General features: G+C 60.4%; 15 protein-coding genes. 2 read left to right on the forward strand and 13 right to left on the reverse strand.

Going from position 1 to position 20,139, the window contains the following annotated elements:
- Nucleotide 1 precedes the first annotated feature (1 nt).
- The 4 genes from cyoB to hmpA form a co-directional block, all read right to left on the reverse strand.
- Complete coding sequence (gene cyoB, locus ACA065_RS25515) at nucleotides 2–2,020, reverse strand: cytochrome o ubiquinol oxidase subunit I (protein WP_497692028.1); 2,019 nt, start codon at nucleotides 2,018–2,020, stop codon at nucleotides 2–4.
- Nucleotides 2,021–2,023: 3 nt separating this feature from the next.
- On the reverse strand, nucleotides 2,024–2,965 hold the full coding sequence (gene cyoA, locus ACA065_RS25520) for a ubiquinol oxidase subunit II (protein WP_497695421.1): 942 nt from the start codon (nucleotides 2,963–2,965) through the stop codon (nucleotides 2,024–2,026).
- A 793-nt stretch (nucleotides 2,966–3,758) separates the two neighbouring features.
- On the reverse strand, nucleotides 3,759–4,265 hold the full coding sequence (locus tag ACA065_RS25525) for a disulfide bond formation protein B (protein ID WP_497692029.1): 507 nt from the start codon (nucleotides 4,263–4,265) through the stop codon (nucleotides 3,759–3,761).
- A 232-nt stretch (nucleotides 4,266–4,497) separates the two neighbouring features.
- Nucleotides 4,498–5,679 carry an NO-inducible flavohemoprotein gene (gene hmpA / locus ACA065_RS25530; RefSeq protein ID WP_497692030.1) on the reverse strand — a complete coding sequence of 394 codons (1,182 nt, stop codon included), beginning with the start codon at nucleotides 5,677–5,679 and terminating at the stop codon, nucleotides 4,498–4,500.
- 147 nt (nucleotides 5,680–5,826) lie between these two features.
- On the opposite strand from hmpA, the gene norR reads away from it, so the two are divergent.
- Nucleotides 5,827–7,374 carry a nitric oxide reductase transcriptional regulator NorR gene (gene norR, locus ACA065_RS25535; RefSeq protein ID WP_497692031.1) on the forward strand — a complete coding sequence of 516 codons (1,548 nt, stop codon included), beginning with the start codon at nucleotides 5,827–5,829 and terminating at the stop codon, nucleotides 7,372–7,374.
- Nucleotides 7,375–7,535: 161 nt separating this feature from the next.
- On the opposite strand, the gene ACA065_RS25540 is transcribed toward norR, so the two are convergent.
- Complete coding sequence (locus ACA065_RS25540) at nucleotides 7,536–8,447, reverse strand: DMT family transporter (RefSeq protein WP_497692032.1); 912 nt, start codon at nucleotides 8,445–8,447, stop codon at nucleotides 7,536–7,538.
- 137 nt (nucleotides 8,448–8,584) lie between these two features.
- On the opposite strand from ACA065_RS25540, the gene ACA065_RS25545 reads away from it, so the two are divergent.
- A complete protein-coding gene (locus tag ACA065_RS25545; RefSeq protein WP_497692033.1) occupies nucleotides 8,585–9,460 on the forward strand; it encodes a helix-turn-helix domain-containing protein in 876 nt (291 codons plus the stop codon).
- Nucleotides 9,461–9,603: 143 nt separating this feature from the next.
- Here ACA065_RS25545 and ACA065_RS25550 read toward each other — a convergent pair whose 3' ends face one another.
- The 8 genes from ACA065_RS25550 to ACA065_RS25585 all read right to left on the reverse strand — a co-directional run bounded on the left by ACA065_RS25550 (nucleotide 9,604) and on the right by ACA065_RS25585 (nucleotide 20,103).
- The gene (locus ACA065_RS25550; RefSeq protein WP_497692034.1) at nucleotides 9,604–12,099 is read right to left on the reverse strand and encodes a LuxR C-terminal-related transcriptional regulator; all 2,496 of its coding nucleotides are present in this window, start codon (nucleotides 12,097–12,099) and stop codon (nucleotides 9,604–9,606) included.
- A 242-nt stretch (nucleotides 12,100–12,341) separates the two neighbouring features.
- Complete coding sequence (locus ACA065_RS25555) at nucleotides 12,342–13,700, reverse strand: DUF1329 domain-containing protein (protein ID WP_497692035.1); 1,359 nt, start codon at nucleotides 13,698–13,700, stop codon at nucleotides 12,342–12,344.
- A 26-nt stretch (nucleotides 13,701–13,726) separates the two neighbouring features.
- On the reverse strand, nucleotides 13,727–15,517 hold the full coding sequence (locus ACA065_RS25560; RefSeq protein WP_497692036.1) for a DUF1302 domain-containing protein: 1,791 nt from the start codon (nucleotides 15,515–15,517) through the stop codon (nucleotides 13,727–13,729).
- 611 nt (nucleotides 15,518–16,128) lie between these two features.
- The gene (locus tag ACA065_RS25565) at nucleotides 16,129–17,040 is read right to left on the reverse strand and encodes an SDR family oxidoreductase (RefSeq protein WP_497692037.1); all 912 of its coding nucleotides are present in this window, start codon (nucleotides 17,038–17,040) and stop codon (nucleotides 16,129–16,131) included.
- Between the two features lie 176 nt (nucleotides 17,041–17,216).
- Nucleotides 17,217–18,119 carry an alpha/beta fold hydrolase gene (locus ACA065_RS25570; RefSeq protein WP_497692038.1) on the reverse strand — a complete coding sequence of 301 codons (903 nt, stop codon included), beginning with the start codon at nucleotides 18,117–18,119 and terminating at the stop codon, nucleotides 17,217–17,219.
- Nucleotides 18,119–18,901: a class II aldolase/adducin family protein gene (locus ACA065_RS25575; RefSeq protein WP_497692039.1), complete on the reverse strand. Its 783-nt coding sequence runs from the start codon at nucleotides 18,899–18,901 to the stop codon at nucleotides 18,119–18,121. Before ACA065_RS25575 ends, ACA065_RS25570 begins: the two co-directional genes overlap by 1 nt.
- Nucleotides 18,902–19,040: 139 nt before the next feature.
- On the reverse strand, nucleotides 19,041–19,727 hold the full coding sequence (locus ACA065_RS25580) for an LrgB family protein (protein ID WP_497692040.1): 687 nt from the start codon (nucleotides 19,725–19,727) through the stop codon (nucleotides 19,041–19,043).
- Nucleotides 19,717–20,103: a CidA/LrgA family protein gene (locus ACA065_RS25585; protein WP_497692041.1), complete on the reverse strand. Its 387-nt coding sequence runs from the start codon at nucleotides 20,101–20,103 to the stop codon at nucleotides 19,717–19,719. The genes ACA065_RS25580 and ACA065_RS25585 overlap by 11 nt, the downstream gene beginning before the upstream one ends.
- Nucleotides 20,104–20,139 lie beyond the last annotated feature (36 nt).

Below are 20,139 nucleotides of genomic sequence, written 5' to 3' on the forward strand. Positions count from 1 at the left end.
TTTAAGCCTGTTCCAACGAGGTTTCTACACGGTTGGCCGGGATTTTCTTCTCGGCTACCAGGCGAGCGTGTTGCTCGGCTTCGATGCGCTCGATCGTTTCGACCGGCACCATGTAGCCTTGATCATCACGGGCAGCGTGAATGATGAAGTAACCGATGGTGCCGACCAGGCCCACGATTGCCAGCCACCAGATGTGCCAGATCATCGCGAAACCGAACACGGTCAACAGTGCGCCCATCACCACGCCAGTGGCAGTGTTGTTCGGCATGTGGATCGGCTCGTAATGCTTAGGTTGCTGGTACGCAGTACCGTCTTCCTTGGCTTCGGTGAACGCATCGATCGTGTTCGCAGTAGGAATCACGGCGAAGTTGTAGAACGGCGGTGGCGAGGAAGTCGACCATTCCAGGGTGTGGCCATTCCATGGGTCGCCGGAGTCGCAAGCGTTCTGCTTACGGTCACGGATACTCACGTACAACTGGATCAGCTGGCAGGCGATACCCACAGCGATCATGATTGCACCGAACATGGCGACGTACAGGTAAGGCACCCACTCAGGGTTGGTAGTAGCGTTCAGACGACGGGTCATGCCCATGAAGCCCAGTGCATAGAGCGGCATGAACGCGACGAAGAAGCCCGAGATCCAGAACCAGAATGCAGCCTTGCCCCAACCTTCGTGCAGCTTGAAGCCGAACGCTTTCGGGAAGTAGAAGCTGAAACCAGCGATGTAACCGAATACAGCACCACCGATGATCACGTTGTGGAAGTGAGCGATCACGAACAGGCTGTTGTGCAGTACGAAGTCAGCACCCGGGATGGCCAGCAATACGCCGGTCATGCCGCCGATAGCGAAGGTCACCATGAAGCCCAGGGTCCACAGAACCTGGCTGGTGATACGCAGACGCCCGTGATAGATGGTGAATAGCCAGTTAAATAGCTTCACCCCCGTCGGGATGGAAATCAGCATCGTCGCCAGGCCGAAGAAGGCGTTGACGCTGGCCCCCGAACCCATGGTGAAGAAGTGGTGCAGCCATACCATGAAGCCCAGCACCGAGATCGCGCCGGAGGCGTAGACCATCGAGTGGTGACCAAACAGGCGCTTGCCGGTAAAGGTCGAGATGACTTCAGAGAAGATACCGAACGCTGGCAGGATCAGGATGTACACCTCAGGGTGACCCCATGCCCAGAACAGGTTCACGTACATCATTGGATTGCCACCAAGTTCATTGGTGAAAATGTGGAAATCCAGGTAACGGTCAAGCGACAGCAGCGCCATGGTAGCGGCCAGGATCGGGAACGAAGCCACGATCAGGACGTTGGCCCAGGTGCAGGTCCAGGTGAAGATCGGCATGTCCATCAGTTTCATGCCAGGGGCGCGCATTTTCAGGACGGTGGCCAGGAAGTTGACCCCCGTCAATGTCGTCCCGAGTCCTGATAACTGTAGCGCCCAGATGTAGTAGTCCACACCCACGCCAGGGCTGTACTGAATGCCCGACAACGGTGGGTACGCAACCCAGCCGGTCTTGGCGAATTCGCCGACGCCCAGGGACAGGTTGATCAGCACCACGCCGGACACCAGCAGCCAGAAGCTCAGGGAGTTCAGGAACGGGTAGGCAACGTCACGTGCACCGATCTGCAGCGGCAAGGCAAGGTTCATCAAGCCGGTAAAGAATGGCATCGCCATGAAGATGATCATGATCACACCGTGAGCGGTGAAGATCTGGTCATAGTGTTCAGGCGGCAGGTAGCCAGGCGAACCCTCGGTGGCCATGGCCAACTGGGTACGCATCATGATGGCGTCGGCAAAACCACGCAGCAGCATGACCATGGCAACGATGACGTACATGACACCGATTTTCTTGTGGTCGACAGACGTCAACCACTCGGTCCACAGGTAGGTCCACTTTTTGTAGTACGTAATTGCAGCAAACAGTGCCAGACCACCCAGCGCGATCATGGCGATGGTCACCATCACGATCGGCTCGTGGAACGGGACCGCATCCCAACTTAATTTACCAAACATCGTTTACTCCTCTGCCCCAGCAGTTGAATGCGAGCCCGTGTCAGAACCTTCAACCACGGCCACTTCTTTCTTCTCGTGCTTAACCGGCTTGCCTGGCTTCATACCTTCGTACTTGTCGACGATTTTCTGAAACAGGTCCGGCTCGTACGCGGAGTACAGAGCGACTGGGTTGTTCTGGCTTGGTTTGGTCAGGGCGTCGTATTCAGCTTGATCAAGCTGTTTAGGTGCGGCCTTGACTGCGGCAACCCAGGCGTTGAAATCTTCCTGGCTCGTCGAGATCGCTTTGAATTTCATGCCGGTGAAGCCAGCACCGCTGTAGTTAGCGGAGATGCCTTCCATTTCAGCTTTCTCGTTCGCGATCAGGTGCAGGCGGGTCTGCATGCCTGCCATCGCGTAGATCTGACCGCCCAGTGCAGGGATGAAGAACGAGTTCATCACGGCGTCGGAGGTGATCCGGAAGTTAAGCGGAGTGTTCTCAGGGAACTGGATTTCGTTAACCGTGGCGATACCCAGGTCCGGGTAGATGAACAGCCACTTCCAGTCCAGCGCGACCACTTCAATGTTGATCGGCTTGACGTTGGATTCCAGCGGACGGTACGGGTCCAGCTCGTGGGTCGACTTATAGGTGATGTAACCCAGGGCGATGATGATGAGGATCGGCACCAGCCACACGGCGATTTCGATCTTGGTGGAGTGCGACCACTTCGGCGCATAGGTGGCGCTGGTGTTCGACGCGCGGTATTTCCAGGCGAAGGCGAACGTCATGATGATCACGGGAACCACGACCAACAGCATCAGCAGGGTGGCGGTGATGATCAGGTTGCGTTGATCCAGACCGATCTGTCCTTTTGGGTCCATCAAGGTCCACTTGCAGCCTCCCAGCATTAACAGCATGCCGAGCAGCGGCAAAAAGCCTAGTAATCGGGGGTACCTGTTTTTACTCATCTCACGACCTCTAAAGCAGCTTGCGCAATGCAGTTGGGTTTTGATCGCCAACACTTCACCCTGCCAAGGGTTGGCATTTCTCTTCGATTGAATAAGAGCCTGCCCGGCACGCCATAAATGAACGTTTCACGGACCTGCGGTGAGTTCTTATTCGATTTCGTGGTTAAAGGCCTTGTTACAGACCAATTCCATTTGGTGCGGATAGTTGAAAGGCTTGCCGGAACCTGGGGTCGCAAAGAGCCATCCATCTGCCCCTCGACCGCTCCAATGCTCAAATATTGAACGGCACCGGACATTCAGTGCGGGCGATTGTAGTTAGCTAGCGATGTATAAACCATGTCTTATAAAGAAATAATTTTTATCGATTCCAGCAACAATCCTTCACCAATCTTGCAAAGGTTCGGGATCTTATCGTGTTCGATTCTCAACAAAAACCACAAAAATTGCCGTGTTATTGCGTAAAGCACCACAGCCCTTACAGCTTGTAAGGGCATGCTAAACGGATCCAAGTCCCCATAAAACAAGGCATTCGGACATCACCGATTAGCTAAGGCGGCGTGAGATTCGTGGCATCACTCAAACGACGAACTGACAGCACATCTTGGTCGTTTTATGCAAATTTAAGGGGTGGCTCGGTGCGTCAGAAACCTCCTGCGACAGCGTCCGTGTGACAACATGTCGCACACTGCGCGCACCTGAACTTGTCCTTCGTCACGCCCCTTTCACAAATCCCTACATACAAAAACGCCCCGTCCTTCCTTAAAGGAAGAACGGGGCGTTTTTGCGAGTCGGTTCAGGCTTTGCGTTGACGATTACGATAGATGCCCAGAGGCACCAGGATCACCGTGAGCACGAACGCCACCAGCGCCCATTGCGCCAGGGACAGGCCGAGGATCGGCGGGTACGGGGTGCTGCAGAAGCCATCCACCTGGAAGCCCAGCGGGAATACCTTGGCCAGTGGCAGCTCATCGACGATCGGCTGCAACACATCGACGCCACAGCTGACCTCGGGAAAGAACTGGGTGTACACGTGATGGCCGGCCGCGGCCACGCCGCCCAGGGCACTGAGTACCACCAGCCCTTCAAACACGGTGACAGCGCCTTTGGTGCGCATGGCGGCGCCGATGAACGCGAAGACCGCGATCAACAGCAAGGCATAACGTTGCAGGATGCACAGCGGGCACGGCGCTTCGCCCAATACCACTTGCATGTACAGCGCACCGCCGATCAGCGCCAGGCAGATGATGCCCAGCAACACCAGAAAGCGCCGCTCCCTGCCTAAACGCAATTCGTCACTCATCCCCGTTTCCCTTTGCCTGATTATGGTTGTGCCTGATGGCCGCAAGTTTACACACAGGGAGTGGTTAAAACATTGGGGGGTTAACGGGGGATTAATCAGGGGGAAATGGAGGAGCAATGTGGGAGCGGGCTTGCTCGCGAAGGCGGCGTGTCAGTAGACATTTAAAGTGACTGATCCACCGCTTTCGCGAGCAAGCCCGCTCCCACAATTGGGCAGCGTCGTTTCCGGACAATTATTCCAGCGCCGCAGCCGGGCCGAAGAATTCGTAACGGGCTTGTTTGTCGGGGACCCCCAGGGCTTTGAGGTGGCGCTTGATGGCGGCCATGAAGCCTTTAGGGCCGAGGAAGTACGCATCCAGGTCGCGCTGCTCGGGCAACCAGGCCGCCAGTTGTTCCTGGCTCAGCATCCCGACTTTATCCGCCGCCGGGCTCACGCCATCGTCTTCGGCGTAGCAATAGAAACGCTTGAGCTGCGGGTGCTTGGCGGCCAGGGTGTCCACCCAGTCACGGAACGCATGCACACCGCCATTGCGGGCGCAGTGGATAAAGTGCACCGGGCGCTCGGTGGCCAGGGCCGCTTCGAGCATCGGCAAGGTCGGTGTGATGCCCACCCCGCCGCTGATCAGTACCAGCGGTTTGTCGCTGGCGGCCAGGGTGAACTCGCCGGATGGCGGGAACAGATCAAGGGTTGCGCCAACGTGCATCTGGTCATGCAGGTAATTGGACACCCGCCCGCCGGCCTCGCGTTTGACGCTGATGCGGTACACGCCCGAGTCACTTAAAGCGGACAAAGAGTAGTTACGGCGCACTTCTTCGCCATCCACCATCAGCTTCAGGCCGATGTACTGGCCCGGCGCGGCCGCCAGGATCGGGCCGTTATCCACCGGGGCGAAGTAGAACGAGATGATCTCGTCGCTTTCCTCCACGCGTTTCACCAACAGGAACGGCCGCGCACCGCGCCAGCCGCCTGGGGCCTGGGCCTTTTCGTCGTAGATGGCGGCTTCGGCGCCGATCAGGATGTCGGCCAACTGGCCATAGGCAGCGCCCCAGGCACTGAGCACCTCAGGCGTGGCAATCTCGCTGCCCAGCACCTCGCAGATGGCCCGCAGCAGGCACGTGCCCACGATCGGGTAGTGCTCCGGAAGAATCTGCAGGGCCACGTGTTTATTGATGATCCTGGCGACCAGATCCCCCAATTGGTCCAACTGGTCGATGTGCCGCGCGTACATCAGCACGCCATTGGCCAGGGCGCGCGGTTGGTCGCCGTTAGCCTGATTGGCCTGGTTGAACAGCGGGCGAACGTCGGGGTACTCGCTGAGCATCATGCGGTAGAAATGGGTGATCAGTGCTTCGCCGCCGCTTTCGAGCAGGGGCACAGTGGATTTGACGATGGCACGGTCTTGGGCACTAAGCATGGCAGACTCCTGAGTCTTCTTACTGAATGCGCTTATCTACTCAGTATTCGCGCCAACTTATAAATCGTTATATTTCAATAGGTTGAAGAATATGTAGTCAATATAACCTCCTACACTCTATAGTCATAAGGACTACAAGGAGTCATTATGACTGCTCAATCACTGCTCACCACCCTGCTACCCCTGGTCGCCGACCTGTCGCGCGAGCTGCCCGAGGGCGAGCGCTACCGGCGCCTGCTGCAAGCCATGCGCGCCCTGCTGCCGTGCGATGCCGCCGCCTTGTTGCGCCTGGACGGTGAATGGCTGGTGCCACTGGCGGTGGATGGCTTGAGCGCCGATACCCTGGGCCGGCGCTTCAAAGTCAGCGAACACCCACGCTTCGGCGTGCTGCTGAGCAGCCCCGGCCCGACCCGCTTTGACAGCGACAGCGAACTGCCCGACCCCTACGACGGCCTGGTCGATGGCCTGCATGGGCACTTGGAAGTGCACGACTGCATGGGCTGCCCGCTGTTTATCGACGACAAACCCTGGGGCCTGCTGACCCTCGACGCCCTCGATACCGAGCGTTTCGAGCGCGTCGAACTGGACGCCCTGCAAGCCTTCGCCAGCCTGGCGGCGGCCACGGTCAATGTCGCCGAGCGTATCGAGCGCCTGGCACTGCGCGCTGAAGATGAGCATCAGCGTGCCGAAATCTACCGCCAGGCCAGCGGCCAGCAGCACAAGGAAATGATCGGCCAGAGCAAGGCGCACAAACACCTGGTCGAGGAAATCAAGCTGGTGGGCGGCAGTGACCTGACCGTGCTGATCACCGGTGAAACCGGCGTCGGCAAAGAGCTGGTGGCCCAGGCCATCCACGCGGCGTCATCGCGCTCAGACAAACCCTTGATCAGCCTCAACTGCGCCGCCCTGCCGGAAACCCTGGTGGAAAGCGAGCTGTTCGGCCACGTGCGCGGCGCCTTTACCGGCGCGCTGAACGAGCGGCGCGGCAAGTTCGAATTGGCCAATGGCGGCACCTTGTTTCTGGATGAAGTGGGTGAGTTGTCACTGACGGTGCAGGCCAAGCTGTTGCGCGTGCTGCAAAGCGGCCAGTTGCAGCGCCTGGGCTCGGACAAGGAGCATCAAGTGGACGTGCGCCTGATCGCCGCCACCAACCGCGACCTGGCCGAAGAAGTTCGTAATGGCCGCTACCGCGCCGACTTTTATCACCGCTTGAGCGTGTACCCGCTGCAAGTGCCGGCACTGCGTGAGCGCGGTCGCGATGTACTGCTGCTGGCGGGGTTCTTCCTGGAACAGAACCGCTCACGCATGGGCCTGGGCAGCCTGCGCCTGACCACCGATGCCCAGGCGGCGCTGCTGGCCTACAACTGGCCGGGCAATGTGCGGGAGCTGGAACATTTGATCGGACGCAGCGCGCTAAAAGCACTGGGTAACTGTCGCGAACGTCCGAAGATTTTGAGCCTGAGTGCCCAAGACCTGGACTTGCCCGACGTCAGCGCGCCGCCGGCGGAGGAAACACAGGTCGATACGGCCGCCGTGGCCACCGGCGACCTGCGCCAGGCCACCGAACATTACCAACGCCAAATCATCAGCGCCTGCCTGGAACGCCACCAGCACAACTGGGCCAGCGCCGCCCGCGAACTCGGCCTGGACCGCGCCAACCTCGGCCGCATGGCCAAACGCCTGGGCCTCAAATAACCTGGAGATGAAGAATACACCGAGCTCAAATGTGGGGGTCAACTCGGTCAAGGTGGCAGTCAACTCGGTCAAGGTGGGAGCTGGCTTGCCTGCGAAAGCGGTGGATCAGTAAAACTCGAGCCAACTGACACACCGCCATCGCAGGCAAGCCAGCTCCCACATTAAATCTGCTTAACCTTGAAAACCGGATTCACAGGCTGGCTCGGCTTAACCTTCCTGAACACCAACACATTCCCCAACATCACCAACACCAACCCCATCAACGCCGGCGCCGTCCACTGATACCCCTCGGCAAACGCCGACACATTCAACGCCACCACCGGAAACAACACCGTGCAATACGCCGCCCGCTCCGGCCCCATACGCCCCACCAACGTGAGGTACGCGGTAAACCCAATCACCGACCCCGGAATCACCAAATACCACAGCGCCCCGACATACCGCGCACTCCAATCCATATCGAAGGGAATCCCACGCACCGCGCAATAAGTCGCCAGCATCACCGAGCCATACGCCATGCCCCACGCATTGGTGGTCAACGGCTTGAGCCCGGCCTTCTGCTGCAGACTCGACAGCATATTGCCGGCCGAAAAACACATCGTCCCCAACAGCGCCAAGCCCAGGCCAAGCAAGGTCTGCGGGCTGGCGGTATGCCCGACCAACTCCGGCCAGAACAAGAAACCCAACCCCAGCAGCCCCAGCGCGCCGCCCATCAACACGTTACGCGCCACCCGCTGGCCAAAAAACACGCGGGCATTGAGGGCGTTCCACAGCGTGGCCGTGGAAAACACCACCGCCACCAAACCGCTGGGGATCCACTGGCTGGCCGTCAGAAAGCACATGAAGTTGACACAGAACAGGCACACGCCCTGAGCCAGGCAGATCAAGTGCCCGCGCCGGTTCATCACTTGCAACCTGCGGCTGAGCAGCAACAGCGCAAACAGCACCAGCGCCGCCAGGCCGAAGCGGTAGACGATAGACACGGGAATGGCCACGACGCCCAACTGCCATTTGAGGGCGATCCAGGTAGTGCCCCAGATCAGCACGGTGAGTAAATACAGGAAAAGGTTCATGGTGGGCTCCGGTGATTGAGCCACAGTGTCACCCGCCAACGTGCGCGCGCTCTTGCATATTCTTGCGCTTTTGTCGGGCGGTGGGATCACAGCGCCAGCCGTGCGGAGTAGGATGCAAGGCGTCAGAGAGAACAACCATGCCAGAGCTGGAATCGCTGCAAGTCTTTCAAGCCCTTAACCGCTCGCCCAACGCACGCCTTGAAGCCTGCGCCGAGCTCGGTGACGGCTTGTCTGCGGCGTTGTGGAGCAACCATCACGATTCCCAGGACTACCAGGCGCCCACCCACCACACGCTGTCCTGCTACATCGGCGGCGGCACCGGCACCTTTCGCCGTGACCAGCCCGGCACCAAGGGCGGCCCCGACAAACTGTGCATCCTGCCGGCCGAGCACCAGTCGGCCTGGGTGATCAACGGTGAAATCCGCCTGGCCCATGTGTATTTCAGCCCGGAGCAATTCGCCCTCGGCTGCGTCACCCTGCTCGACCGCGAACCGCGCGAACTGCAATTGCGCGAAAGCACTTTTCTAGAGGATGCGAGCCAGGCCCGGCGCTTTCACCAACTGATCGCCCTCAACTGGCACGAGCCCGCCGAGCGCCTGCTGACCAGCAGCCTGGCCCACGAAATGCTCAGCCACACCTTGCTCAGCCAAGTCGGCGCACGCAACGGCCTGCGCTTGAAAGGCGGCTTGGCGGCGCATCAGCGTCGGCTGTTGGTGGATTACATCGACCATCACTTGGAAGACCCGATCAGCCTGGGGCAATTGGCCGGAATGTGTGCGCTGTCGCAATACCATTTCGCGCGGATGTTCCGCCATAGCTTCGGCCTGCCGCCCCATCAATACCTGTTGGCGCGCCGCCTCACACGGGCACAAAGCCTGCTGCGCAACGGCGCCCTGCCCCTGGCAGACATTGCCTGGATGTGCGGCTTCTCCAGCGCCAGCCACTTCAGCCAACGCTTTCGCCAAACCATGGGCGCAACCCCCGGCGAATACCGCCAGGCCTTCTGCACCTAGTACACAACTTCAAGCCAACAAAGATCAAATGTGGGAGCGGGCTTGCCCGCGAAAGCAGTAGCCCAGGCAACACATCCTGTGACTGACCCACCGCTTTCGCGAGCAAGCCCGCTCCCACAGAGGATTGTGGTGTCTACCTGCGCCTAGCCCATCAACCCCAGTGTCTTGGCTTTAGCCACCGCCTGCGTGCGCCGCTCCACCCCGAGCTTGCTATGGATACGCCGCGCGTGAGTCTTAACCGTATGCAGCGAAATAAACAGCCGATCAGCGATTTCCAGGTTGGAACTGCCGAGGGCGATCAACTGCAGCACTTCCAGCTCGCGTTGGCTCAACGGGTTCTCCACAACACCCGTGGGCGACGCCTGCGTCTCCAGGCCCAGCTCACTCAACAGCCCCGGCGAGCGCAACCGCAGCTCACGAATCGCCTGCTGCACCTGGCAACGCGCGGCCAGCGCCAAACCGGCTTGCAGCGCGCGACGGGCCAATGCCGGGTCACCGAGTTGCCACGCCACCTCGCCCAGCACCAGCTGCAATTCGGTTTCCAGGCAAAGCATGCCGCGTTGCCGGGTGGTTTCGAGCAAGGCATTCAGCCGTGCAATAGGTTGCTCGGCACAGCCCAGCTTCACCTCGGCCAGCACCAGCAAATACTCCAGGCGCGGGATCAGCTCCAGTGTGGCCGGCGGTGCTTGCTTGGCGCAGGGCCCGCGAAAATGGCGCAGCACTCGGCGCATCGCTTCCAACGTCAACTCGGCGCGCCCCTGCTGCAACCAGAAGTGCCCACTGACCAACAGCAGCACCGCGCGATACACCGTGTCCGGCACCTGGCGTTGCTGCATCAACCGCTCCGCCTCGCGCAGTTGAATAAAGGCCTGGGCGTAATCGCCACGGTTCGCCGCCAGCAGCGCCAGGCCGAGAAAGCCGTACAGCACGCGCTTGTCCTGGCTGTGCAGGCACATCGACAAACCGGCCTGGAAGCACTCTGCAGCCAGGCTGTCCTGCCCTTGGCGCAACGCCAGGTGCCCGCGCCGCAACGCGATACGCCCCGCCAATGGCCCGGCCTTGAGCCGCTGACGGGCGAGCATCGCCTGCACATTTTCCAGCAGGCTTTGCGCCCGATACGGCGCGCCACGTTGCTCCAGCAATTGCGCGTGATCCAGCTCCAACAAGGCCTCCAGCACTAACGAGCCATGAGCGCGCGCCAGGCACAGGGCTTCGCGGTTCAAGGCTTGGCCGACGTCCAGCTCGCCGCGCAGCAAGGCTTGCTGGGTCAGGCCCGAGAGGCACATCAGCCGCGACGTCCAGGCGCTGTCGGGCAACGCTTGCAGGGCCTCCAGAAAATGCTCGCGGGAACGCTCGGCATCGCCGCTCAGATGCAACAGCCAGCCCCACTGCGCCTGCCAGCGCGCCAACAGATAACGCTGTTGCGCCGCCGTCGGTTGTGGCGCAAACCGCGCAAGCTGGTCGATACACACAGCCGCCTGATCGAAGCGCCCGGCAAACAGCAACGCCGCCGTAACCAAGCCGACCAGTTGCGCCGAACCGAGCATCAATTCATCGCCATGCTGCTCATGCAAACGCAACAACAGCACGGCGTTCTGCTGGCGGAACAGGTCTTCAAAACTGAAGTGCTGCAACAAGCTCACCGCCACTTCATAGGCTTCGGCCAGCAACGCCTGTTCGAAGGCGGCCTGCCAGTCCTGCTGCGTGGTGAACCATTGGCAGGCGCGCCGGTGCCAGGCGCGCTTGGCCGGCCAGGGTTCATCGCGCAGCAATTGCGCCAGCGGCGGGAACACGTGCAGCCAATCGGAGGTGTCTTCCCACGGCTGGATAAATGCACCGAGCGCCTGCAAATCGCGCAGGTACTGATCGCCATCGCCTGCGCCGAACAAGTGCTCACACAAGCTGGGGTTGAAACGCGGCAAATGCGCCAACACGCGCCAGGCTTCGGCCAATTCGGTGGGCAAGGCGCTGAAGAGTTCGTGTTGCAGGTAGTCGAGCAGGGTCTTGTCCGGGTGACCGTCGCCCAGCATGGCGATACGCACACCCGCGCACCAGCCGCCGCTGAACTGCATCACATTGTCGACGGTTTGTTCTGGGCCGAGCAGTTGCTGAACTTCCGCAGGGCTGAACATCAACTCATTGCATTCCAGCAACTCATCGTCGAGCAACAGCCTTGGCCAGTTGCACAGCGGTCGCCGCCGCGCGCCCAGCCACCAGGTCAGCGCCGGGCTGGCGGCGGTCAGCAAGCGGTCGAGTAAAGCGTCCAGCTCAGGTGCGGGCAGGCGGCAGAAATCATCGAGGAATACCCACGCCGTGCGCTGCCACTGGCTGAGGTCGAGCAGCAACGTGGCTTCATCGACAAAGGGCAAGCCGAGGTTGTGCGCCAACCGCGCGCAAAGATCCACGGGGCTGAGCAACACGCCATTGAGTGGCAGCCAATACACCTGGCACCCCACCGGTGCCTGCAACGCACATTCAGCGAGCAACGCGCTCTTGCCGCTGCCGCCCGGCGCGCAGAGCAACTTCACCTTAACCTGCGCTGCGAGCAAAGGCGCGACCAGGCGCGGGCGCAACACATGGTGGGCGGACAGCCGTGGCATGAATCCAGGACGGTCCAGGCAGCGTGTCATGGCGGTCATTGCTGCATCCTGCTTTTTATTGTTATGCAACCTGACGCCTACCCTAGCCCTGTGGTCGGCGGTTGTTGAAGAAGTATTCAGCAGGGTGATTAATAGCCATGCACAAAACCCAATGTGGGAGCGGCGGTGCGACGATTCGACTTGCTCGCGAATGCGCAGTGTCAGTCACCGAATTAATAAACTGATACACCGCATTCGCGAGCAAGCCCGCTCCCACATTTTGATCCCACTTTGATCCTGGATCAGCGCACGCCCGCAGACCTCAATGCCGCCGGTGTGTAATCCGCTGCCTTGGCCGCAAAGCCGAACACAAAGCTGCTCTTCTCCTCATTCTTCATCCCCAGTGCGATGTAGCGCCCGGCGATGATGTCGTACAGGGTTTCCACGGTGTAGGCCGGCACTTGGTGGTCGTAGTAGAACTGCGCATGGCCTTCAGCGACACGCCACAGTTGGCCACGGCCGTCGTAGTGATCGACCAGCGCGACCTGCCAGCTGTCTTCGTCGATGTACATGTGGCGCTTGGCGTAGATGTGCCGCTCGCTCGGTTTGACGGTGCCGACCACTTCCCACACGCGGTGCAGCTCATAGCGGGTCAGGTCCTGGTTGATGTGCCCGGCCTTGATGATGTCGTCGTACTTGAGGGCTGGCGAATCCAGCTTGTAGCTGTTGTAGGGGATGTACATCTCTTTTTTGCCGACCAGTTTCCAGTCGTAGCGGTCGGGGGCGCCGGAGAACATGTCGAAGTTATCGGTGGTGCGCAGGCCGTCGGAAGCGGTGCCCGGGCCGTCATAGGACACTTGCGGCGCGCGGCGCACACGGCGCTGGCCAGCGTTGTAGATCCAGGCCAGGCGCGGCTCCTTCACTTGGTCGAGGGTTTCGTGCACCAGCAACACGTTGCCCGCCAGGCGTGCCGGGGCGGTGACCGATTGCTTGAAGAAGCTCAGCACGTTGGCCGCCTTGGCCGGGTCCATATCCGGGATGGCTTGCGGCACCGCCACTTCCTCTTCGAAGCGGATCGGCGTGTAGCTGCCGTTCGTTTGCGGGGTGGCCTGGGTGATGATGCGCTTGAGGTTACCGCCGTGGTAACGGGTGATGTGGTTCCACAGCACCTCCACGCCATTTTTCGGAATCGGGAACGCGTAGTAACGGTTGCCGGTGAAGTTTTCCAGGCCATTGCCGTCGTTGATCGCGTGCACGTTGAGCGCGCTGCGCTTGATCGACTCGTAGATGTCCGGCGGCAGGTTGACCGTGCGGTGGGTCGGGTACACCGGGATCTTGTAGGTCTCGGGGTAGCGCTTGAACATCGCCACCTGGCCGTCGGAGAGCTTGCCTTTGTACTTGTCGACCGTGGCGGCGGTGATCACGAACAGCGGTTTTTCATTGGCAAACGGGTCGGCGAGAAAGCCCTTGCTGTCCACCGCTCCGGCGTTCTTGGGGATGCCGCCGGTCCAGGCTGGGATCGAACCGTCGGCGTTGCCGGCTTTTTCGGCGCCGACCGGCGTGAGGGTGGTGCCAAGCTTGGCGGCTTCTTCGGGCGACACTGCCGCCATCACGTGGGTGGCCAATACACTCAGGGCCATCACTGCAAATATCTTACGCATAGGTTGTTGTCCTTCCTTAAACCAGATCAGAAGTTCACGCCAAAGCTGAGGGCGATAAAGTCGCGGTCGGTGAGGGTGTTGTAGTCGCCGCCAAAAAAGTCGGTGTAGCTCAGGCTGGCGGTGTAGGTGTTGCGGTAGTCAGCGTCCACGCCGACGCTGATCGCCTTGGCGCCTTCGTTGAAGATCCCGTTGGGCCCGTAGCCGCTGACGTCATGGGACCAGGACAAGTTAGGCTTGAGGTTCACCCCGGCGAACACGTTGTTGTAGTCGAGGATGGCGCGGGCGCGATAACCCCAGGAATTGGCGGTGACGAAGCCGTCGGTATCGCCTTGAAAACCATAGGCGCCGTACACCGAGTCGCGGCCGTAGCGCAGTTTGGTTTTGGCTTCCAGCCCGCCGACATGCACATAGGCCGCCTCGCCCACCAGGGTCAGGCGTTCGGCGCCCAGCACCTGGTCGAAGAACTGGGTCATGGTGCTCTGGATCTGAGTGATTTCCTTGCGGCGATAACCGGCGTTATCCGAGCCGAACGAGCTGCGGATCGGCGACGCGGTGTTGCCGGCAATCGGGTTGACCAAGGCCAGGGTCAGGTCGGTGGTGTTGAGTTGCACCGGCGCATTCGGGCGGTAGCTGATTTCCCCGGTCCAGGCCGTACCGGTGGGCAAGGTGGTGGAGAAGCTGGCGCCGTACAGGCGAATGTCTTCCGGGTAATCAAGATAGTACTGGCCACGGCCAAGCATGGTGCTCTGGGCCAGGCCCGCGCCGCTGCCGGGCGCGATGGCATTGGCGGTGTTGATAATACGCCCGATTGTGGCGAGGTTAGTGTTGGCAGTCAGTGTGCCCACGGTTGGCGTACGGCTGTGGTAATTCATGAAGTACAGGCCGTACTCGGTGTCATCGCCTAGCCAGCGCAAGGCCGCCCCGAACTGGCCGCCATCGCGGGCCTCACGGTCCTTGGCGCGTTGCACCACCACGCCTTCGCGCGTGACTTGAAAGCCCTGGCCAAACGCCGCGGCCACCGGTTGCAGCGGCGCAATCGCCGGGCTGCCGACGGTGTAGTTGCTGTTGCAGCCGTGGGCCACCACGTCGTTACCAAAGAAGGTGCCGCAGTTATCCACCACGGTGTTTTCCCAGTTCAGTTGGTAGAAACCTTCCACCGACAGCTGGTTGGTGAGGCTCTGGGAGGCAAACAGCATGTTCACCGGGATCAGGCCTTCCTTGATCTCCGCGCCGGGGCGGCGAAAGGCCGACACGTCGATGGGGTTGATGCTGTTGATCGAGTTACCGATAAACGTACTCTCGCCCCAACTCACCACTTGCTTGCCGACGCGCACGTTGCCGGGCAGGTCGCCAATCGAATAGTTGTGATAGACGAAGGCGTCGAGCAGCTCATAGCCGGAAGAGCGCGCGCCTTCGTCGCGGTGGTTGTTACTGATCTGCTTGAACTCGCGGTCTTCGTCTTGCAGCTCGAAGTCGTACCAGTACTTGCCACGCACGAACACGCCACTGTCGCCGTATTTGAGCTCCAGGTCGTGGATGCCCTTGAAGATCTTGGAGAAGGTCTCGCCCTTCTTGAAGTTCAGCCGCCCGTCATCACCGGTAGAAGCCTGCCCCGTGCCGCCATTGGGAACGCCCACCAGCTTTTTGTCGGCATCGCGCATGCCCCAGCTGGCGCCGACCGACAGCGAAGAGTCGAATTGGCCTTCGATCTCGCCAATGTTGAACGAAACAGCCTGTGCCTGGGCGCAGCAGCCCAGCGCAACCGCCGCGGCCAGCGCCTGTGGCGTGAAGATGGCGCGCATTGTTGTTTTTGTCATGCGTCTTCCCCGGTGAGTGACAGAAGGCCCCACCCTACTGCCGCTCGTCAGGAGCGATAAGCGCACCAAAGGAGTATTCGTGCTGTCGCTCGAAAGGATTAACGGGCGCTCTGGCCCGGGTTTGGGCAAGGCCATGGATGCGGTAGATGACGCGCTATCAGAAAGATAAATAGGCCAAAGATCGTTCCCAAGCTCTGCGTGGGAATGCCTGCTGGGACGCTCCGCGTCCCGCCGTGCGAACAGGTCTGACGCTTTGCATGGAGTGCGACGCGGAGCGTCACGGGCTGCATTACCACGCAGAGCGCGGGAGCGATCATTACTGATTTGGTAACAGTCCTTGTCCTGAATGGGGATTACTCATTTTGTTACAGACGACTATTCTTACCGGGCTTTCAGGGCAAATGGCCCGCTTGTGTAAAAGCAAGAAAAGTCTGATTTCAATAGATTGACCCACTGTATCAATCTATTACCGCTGTTCACTGACGTTGATTTATCGCTCCTTGATCCAACGTCTTACTTCGGCCGCTGCCTTTGCAGCGGCCTTTTTTATGCCCCAAATAAAACGGGGCGCCCTCAGCGCCCCGCAGTATTCATTCGTGTTCAAGCAACGATCAGAGGCTGAACTTCTGCAAGTTGGCCATCATCTCCTTCAATGCTTCAATATTGTCCTTGGGGTGAGCGGCACCTTCGAAGTCGCAAATCTGTGCCCAGTGCGCCGCCACATCATCCGGCGAAAACCCGGCTTCGGGGTCAAACCCAACACCCAGGCTGCGCTCCCAGCGGGTCTTGCCGATCCAGCCGCCGCCCACTTCAAACAGCCCCGAGGTTTCCTGGCACGCCTCGCTGCCCAGGTACACCACCAACGGGCTGACCAGCTCCGGCTTGAGCCGCTCGAACACCTGCGGCGGGATCAGGCCTTCGGTCATACGTGTACCGCCGGTGGGGGCGATGGCGTTGACCAGGATGTTGTTCTTGCGCCCTTCCAGCGCCAGGGTGCGGGTCAAGCCATACAACCCCAGTTTGGCCATGCCGTAGTTGGACTGGCCAAAGTTACCGTAGATGCCCGAGGTGGACGCGGTGAAGATCACCCGGCCATAACCCTGCTCGCGCATATGCGGCCAGGCGGCGCGAGTGACTTTGTAGGCGCCTTCGACATGCACCCGATAAACCAGGTCCCAGTCGCTGTCATCCATTTTGTGGAAGGTTTTGTCGCGCAGGATGCCGGCGTTGTTCACCACCACATCGATGCGGCCAAATGCGTCGAGCGCGTTCTGCACGATTTTGTCACCGTCGGTGACGGAGTCATGGTTGGCTTCGGCAATGCCGCCTGCTTCGCGGATCTCGGCGACTACCCGGTCGGCAGCCGAGGCATTCGCGCCTTCGCCCTGGGTGGAGCCGCCGAGGTCATTGACCAGCACTTTGGCCCCGTGCCTGGCGAACAGCAGCGCATGCGCCCGGCCCAACCCGCCGCCGGCACCGGTGACGATCACGACCTTATCCTGGAACTGCACTGACTGACTCATACCAAACTCCGCTGGCGACAATAGGAATGGGTTGAGTGTCGGGCACACAGCCTTTGGTCACAATAAAGTCGGCCGAGGCTGAATGGTGCTCGATAAGGCAGCGGGATGATTGCTTGGCGCAAACGTCGTAAGCCGCCCCATTCTCTGAGGCGAGCGGGCTTGCCACAACACGTCGCTCAGGAATAAGCCACCCGAGGCGCCGGCTGGCCAATCCGCTCGCGAAACGCCAAGTAATGCTTGAGCACCAGCACCGGCGCCTCGATCTGCGGGTAGTGGCCGATATTGGCCAGCAACACCGTGTCGGCGTGCGGCACCAACTGGTGATAACGCTCCACCATATGCGCGCCGGAGATCGGGTCGACTTCGCCGTCGATCACGCGTAACGGCACCTCGCCACGTTGCATCGCCTCCACCCAGCGCTCCCGCAGTCGGCGACGCTGGGGAATGTAGGCGATCAGTTTGTGCAGGATGCGTGTGCCGTCATTGCAATTGATCAGGCTCCAGAAATCGTCCAACGCACTTTCACTGGGCCGCGTATCCGGGCCGAAAATCTGGCTGAAACTGTTCGACAAGGCATTGCGCCCGAAGGCGCGGCCGATCATCCAGCCGAGCGGGCTGAGCAACAATTTTTGCACCAAGGCCGATCGATGGGTTTCCGGAAACAGCCCGCCGTTAAGGAATACACAACTGGCCATCTGAAACCGGCCTTCGTAATGGCGAGCGAGGAGTTCCTGGGCGACGCTGTCGCCGTAGTCATGGGCCAACACATGCACCGGCTGCTCCACACGCAGGTAGTCGAGCAACGCCTGTTGCAGGTCGGCTTGTTCCAACAGGCAGTAGTCGTGGTCCGCCGGTTTGGCTGATTCGCCGAACCCCAGCATGTCGCACGCGATCACCAGGTTGCGCTGGGCCAGTGGCTGCCACAGGTAGTGCCAGTCCCAGCTGGCAGTGGGGAAGCCATGAATCAACAGCAGCGGTTCGCCCTGCCCGGCCACCCAGTAATGGATCGTACGGCCACGAAAGACAAACGCCTGGCTACGTTTGCGCCAGGCTCTGAGCGGGATTTCGGCGAGTGGCATCAGCTTTTATACCCGGGATCTTGCAGGTCCAATTTACGCAACAGCGCGGGCCAAGCCAGCGCGCCTCCCATACCTTGGGCGCTTTTTGTGACAGCCGCCACCATTGCCTTGGCCCCCGCGAGAACCTGCGGCTCGATGGCAATCAGTTCGGTGCCGCCGTTTTGCGCCAGCACCTGGATATCACAGGCGCGCTGGAAGGTGAACATCATCAGGAACGTGTCGGCGATGGTGCCACCGCAGGTCAGCAGGCCATGGTTGCGCAGCATCAGGAAGTTGTTTTCGCCCAGGTCCGCCTGCAAGCGCGCCTTTTCTTCATGGTTCAGTGCCACACCTTCGTAGGCGTGATAGGCCAGGCTTGACAGCACGAACAACGACTGCTGGCTGATCGGCAACACGCCCTGCTTCTGGGCAGAAACCGCAACGCCGGCCGCCGTGTGGGTGTGAATCACGCACGCCACGTCGTGGCGCACTTCATGGATGGCGCTGTGAATGGTATAGCCCGCAGGGTTGATCTCGTAGGGGCTGTCCATCAGCTTGTTGCCGGCCTGGTCGACCTTGACCAGGCTCGACGCGGTGATTTCATGGAACATCAGCCCGTAGGGGTTGATCAAGAAATCATCGGTGCCCGGCACCTTGGCGGAAATATGCGTGAAGATCAGGTCATCCCAGCCATGCAACGCCACCAGGCGATAGCAGGCCGCCAGGTCGACACGGGCTTGCCATTCGGCAGCGCTGACCTGGTCTTTGACATTCTGTGGCGATAGAACGGGGGCTAGGCTCACGGCAACGACCTCCTTGGCGTACTTTCTTATTATTTTTTGAGTGAAGCGCCAGTCTAGTCAGACGGCGTGGCGCAAGGAGTTGCCTTCGCAGCCAGCTTGATGACCAAGCGAGTCATCCAAGAGAATAGACCACGTGGCGTCAGAGAAGCGCCGCCAATAAAGGCACGGCGAACAGGTTGAGCAACCCCGTCAACACCATCACCAGGCCCGCGACCGAGCCTTCTTCGCCACCCACTTCATGCGCCCGGCTGACACCCGCGCCATGGGCTCCCACACCAAACAATGCACCGCGCGCCAAGGGCGTACGCAGCGGCAACCATTTAAGCAGCACGCCGCCGAGCATGGCGCCAAACACGCCGGTAAACATCACAAACACGGCCGTGAGTTCCGGCACACCGCCCAGGTCAGAGGACACCGGCATGGCAAACGGCGTGGTGATCGAGCGCGGTAACAGCGACATCGTCACTGAACTGTTCAACGCCAGCGCCTTGGCCAACCCAAACGAGGTGCCGATGGAGGCCGCGCTGCCCGCGACCATCCCCAGCAGCAATGCCGACCAATGACGCGCCAGCAAGCGGCGCTGTTGCCAGATCGGCACGGCAAACGCTACGGTGACCGGCCCCAATACCAGCATCAGCCAATGGGTGTCGGTGGCGTATTCGGCATAGGCGGTGTGCATCGGCGCGGCCACCGCCAGCAACAGCGCCGGTACGAGGATCAAGGGCGAAAGCAGGTAACGCCCGGTGCGACGATAGATCCAGCGGCTGAAGATGTAGGCGCCCAGGGTCAGGGCGAGCCAGAACACCGGCATCAGTTCAAGCTTCACGGCGCATGCTCCAGCGGCAGACCATCTCCACGGTGAACGCGGTGACGAGCATCACCGCCAGCGTGCTGAAGCCGATCACCAACAGGATGCGCCAGCCGTCATTGCGCACCAGGCCACCGTAGTCGAGCAGGCTCATCAGCGCCGGAATAAAAAACAGCAGCATCTCCGCCATCAATACACCGGCGCCCAATTGCAGGGCGGCGGGTTTGACCAGGCCTGTGGCGAAGGTCGCCAGCAACAGGCCCAACCCCACCACGCCACCCGGTATCGGCCACGCCAACCACACGGCAAGCTGGGTGCCCAGGAAATAGATAGCCAGCAGTACAACCAGCTCAATCAGCAGGCGTCCGAGATGTTTGAAGCTTAAACGTTTCATAGGCTTTGGGTCCTCGCAGGCGTCCATTTTAAAGAG

This window comes from Pseudomonas sp. LBUM1640 (assembly GCF_059716225.1).

What these genes read in the sequence shown, in the direction of transcription:
- cyoB (WP_497692028.1), bottom strand. Translation starts at nt 2,020, where the DNA reads ATGTTTGGTAAATTAAGTTGGGATGCGGTCCCGTTCCACGAGCCGATC.
- ACA065_RS25550 (WP_497692034.1), bottom strand. Translation starts at nt 12,099, where the DNA reads ATGACCGCCATGACACGCTGCCTGGACCGTCCTGGATTCATGCCACGG.
- ACA065_RS25525 (WP_497692029.1), bottom strand. Translation starts at nt 4,265, where the DNA reads ATGAGTGACGAATTGCGTTTAGGCAGGGAGCGGCGCTTTCTGGTGTTG.
- hmpA (WP_497692030.1), bottom strand. Translation starts at nt 5,679, where the DNA reads ATGCTTAGTGCCCAAGACCGTGCCATCGTCAAATCCACTGTGCCCCTG.
- ACA065_RS25545 (WP_497692033.1), top strand. Translation starts at nt 8,585, where the DNA reads ATGCCAGAGCTGGAATCGCTGCAAGTCTTTCAAGCCCTTAACCGCTCG.
- ACA065_RS25570 (WP_497692038.1), bottom strand. Translation starts at nt 18,119, where the DNA reads ATGCCACTCGCCGAAATCCCGCTCAGAGCCTGGCGCAAACGTAGCCAG.
- ACA065_RS25540 (WP_497692032.1), bottom strand. Translation starts at nt 8,447, where the DNA reads ATGAACCTTTTCCTGTATTTACTCACCGTGCTGATCTGGGGCACTACC.
- ACA065_RS25565 (WP_497692037.1), bottom strand. Translation starts at nt 17,040, where the DNA reads ATGAGTCAGTCAGTGCAGTTCCAGGATAAGGTCGTGATCGTCACCGGT.
- ACA065_RS25560 (WP_497692036.1), bottom strand. Translation starts at nt 15,517, where the DNA reads ATGACAAAAACAACAATGCGCGCCATCTTCACGCCACAGGCGCTGGCC.
- cyoA (WP_497695421.1), bottom strand. Translation starts at nt 2,965, where the DNA reads ATGAGTAAAAACAGGTACCCCCGATTACTAGGCTTTTTGCCGCTGCTC.
- ACA065_RS25555 (WP_497692035.1), bottom strand. Translation starts at nt 13,700, where the DNA reads ATGCGTAAGATATTTGCAGTGATGGCCCTGAGTGTATTGGCCACCCAC.
- ACA065_RS25585 (WP_497692041.1), bottom strand. Translation starts at nt 20,103, where the DNA reads ATGAAACGTTTAAGCTTCAAACATCTCGGACGCCTGCTGATTGAGCTG.
- norR (WP_497692031.1), top strand. Translation starts at nt 5,827, where the DNA reads ATGACTGCTCAATCACTGCTCACCACCCTGCTACCCCTGGTCGCCGAC.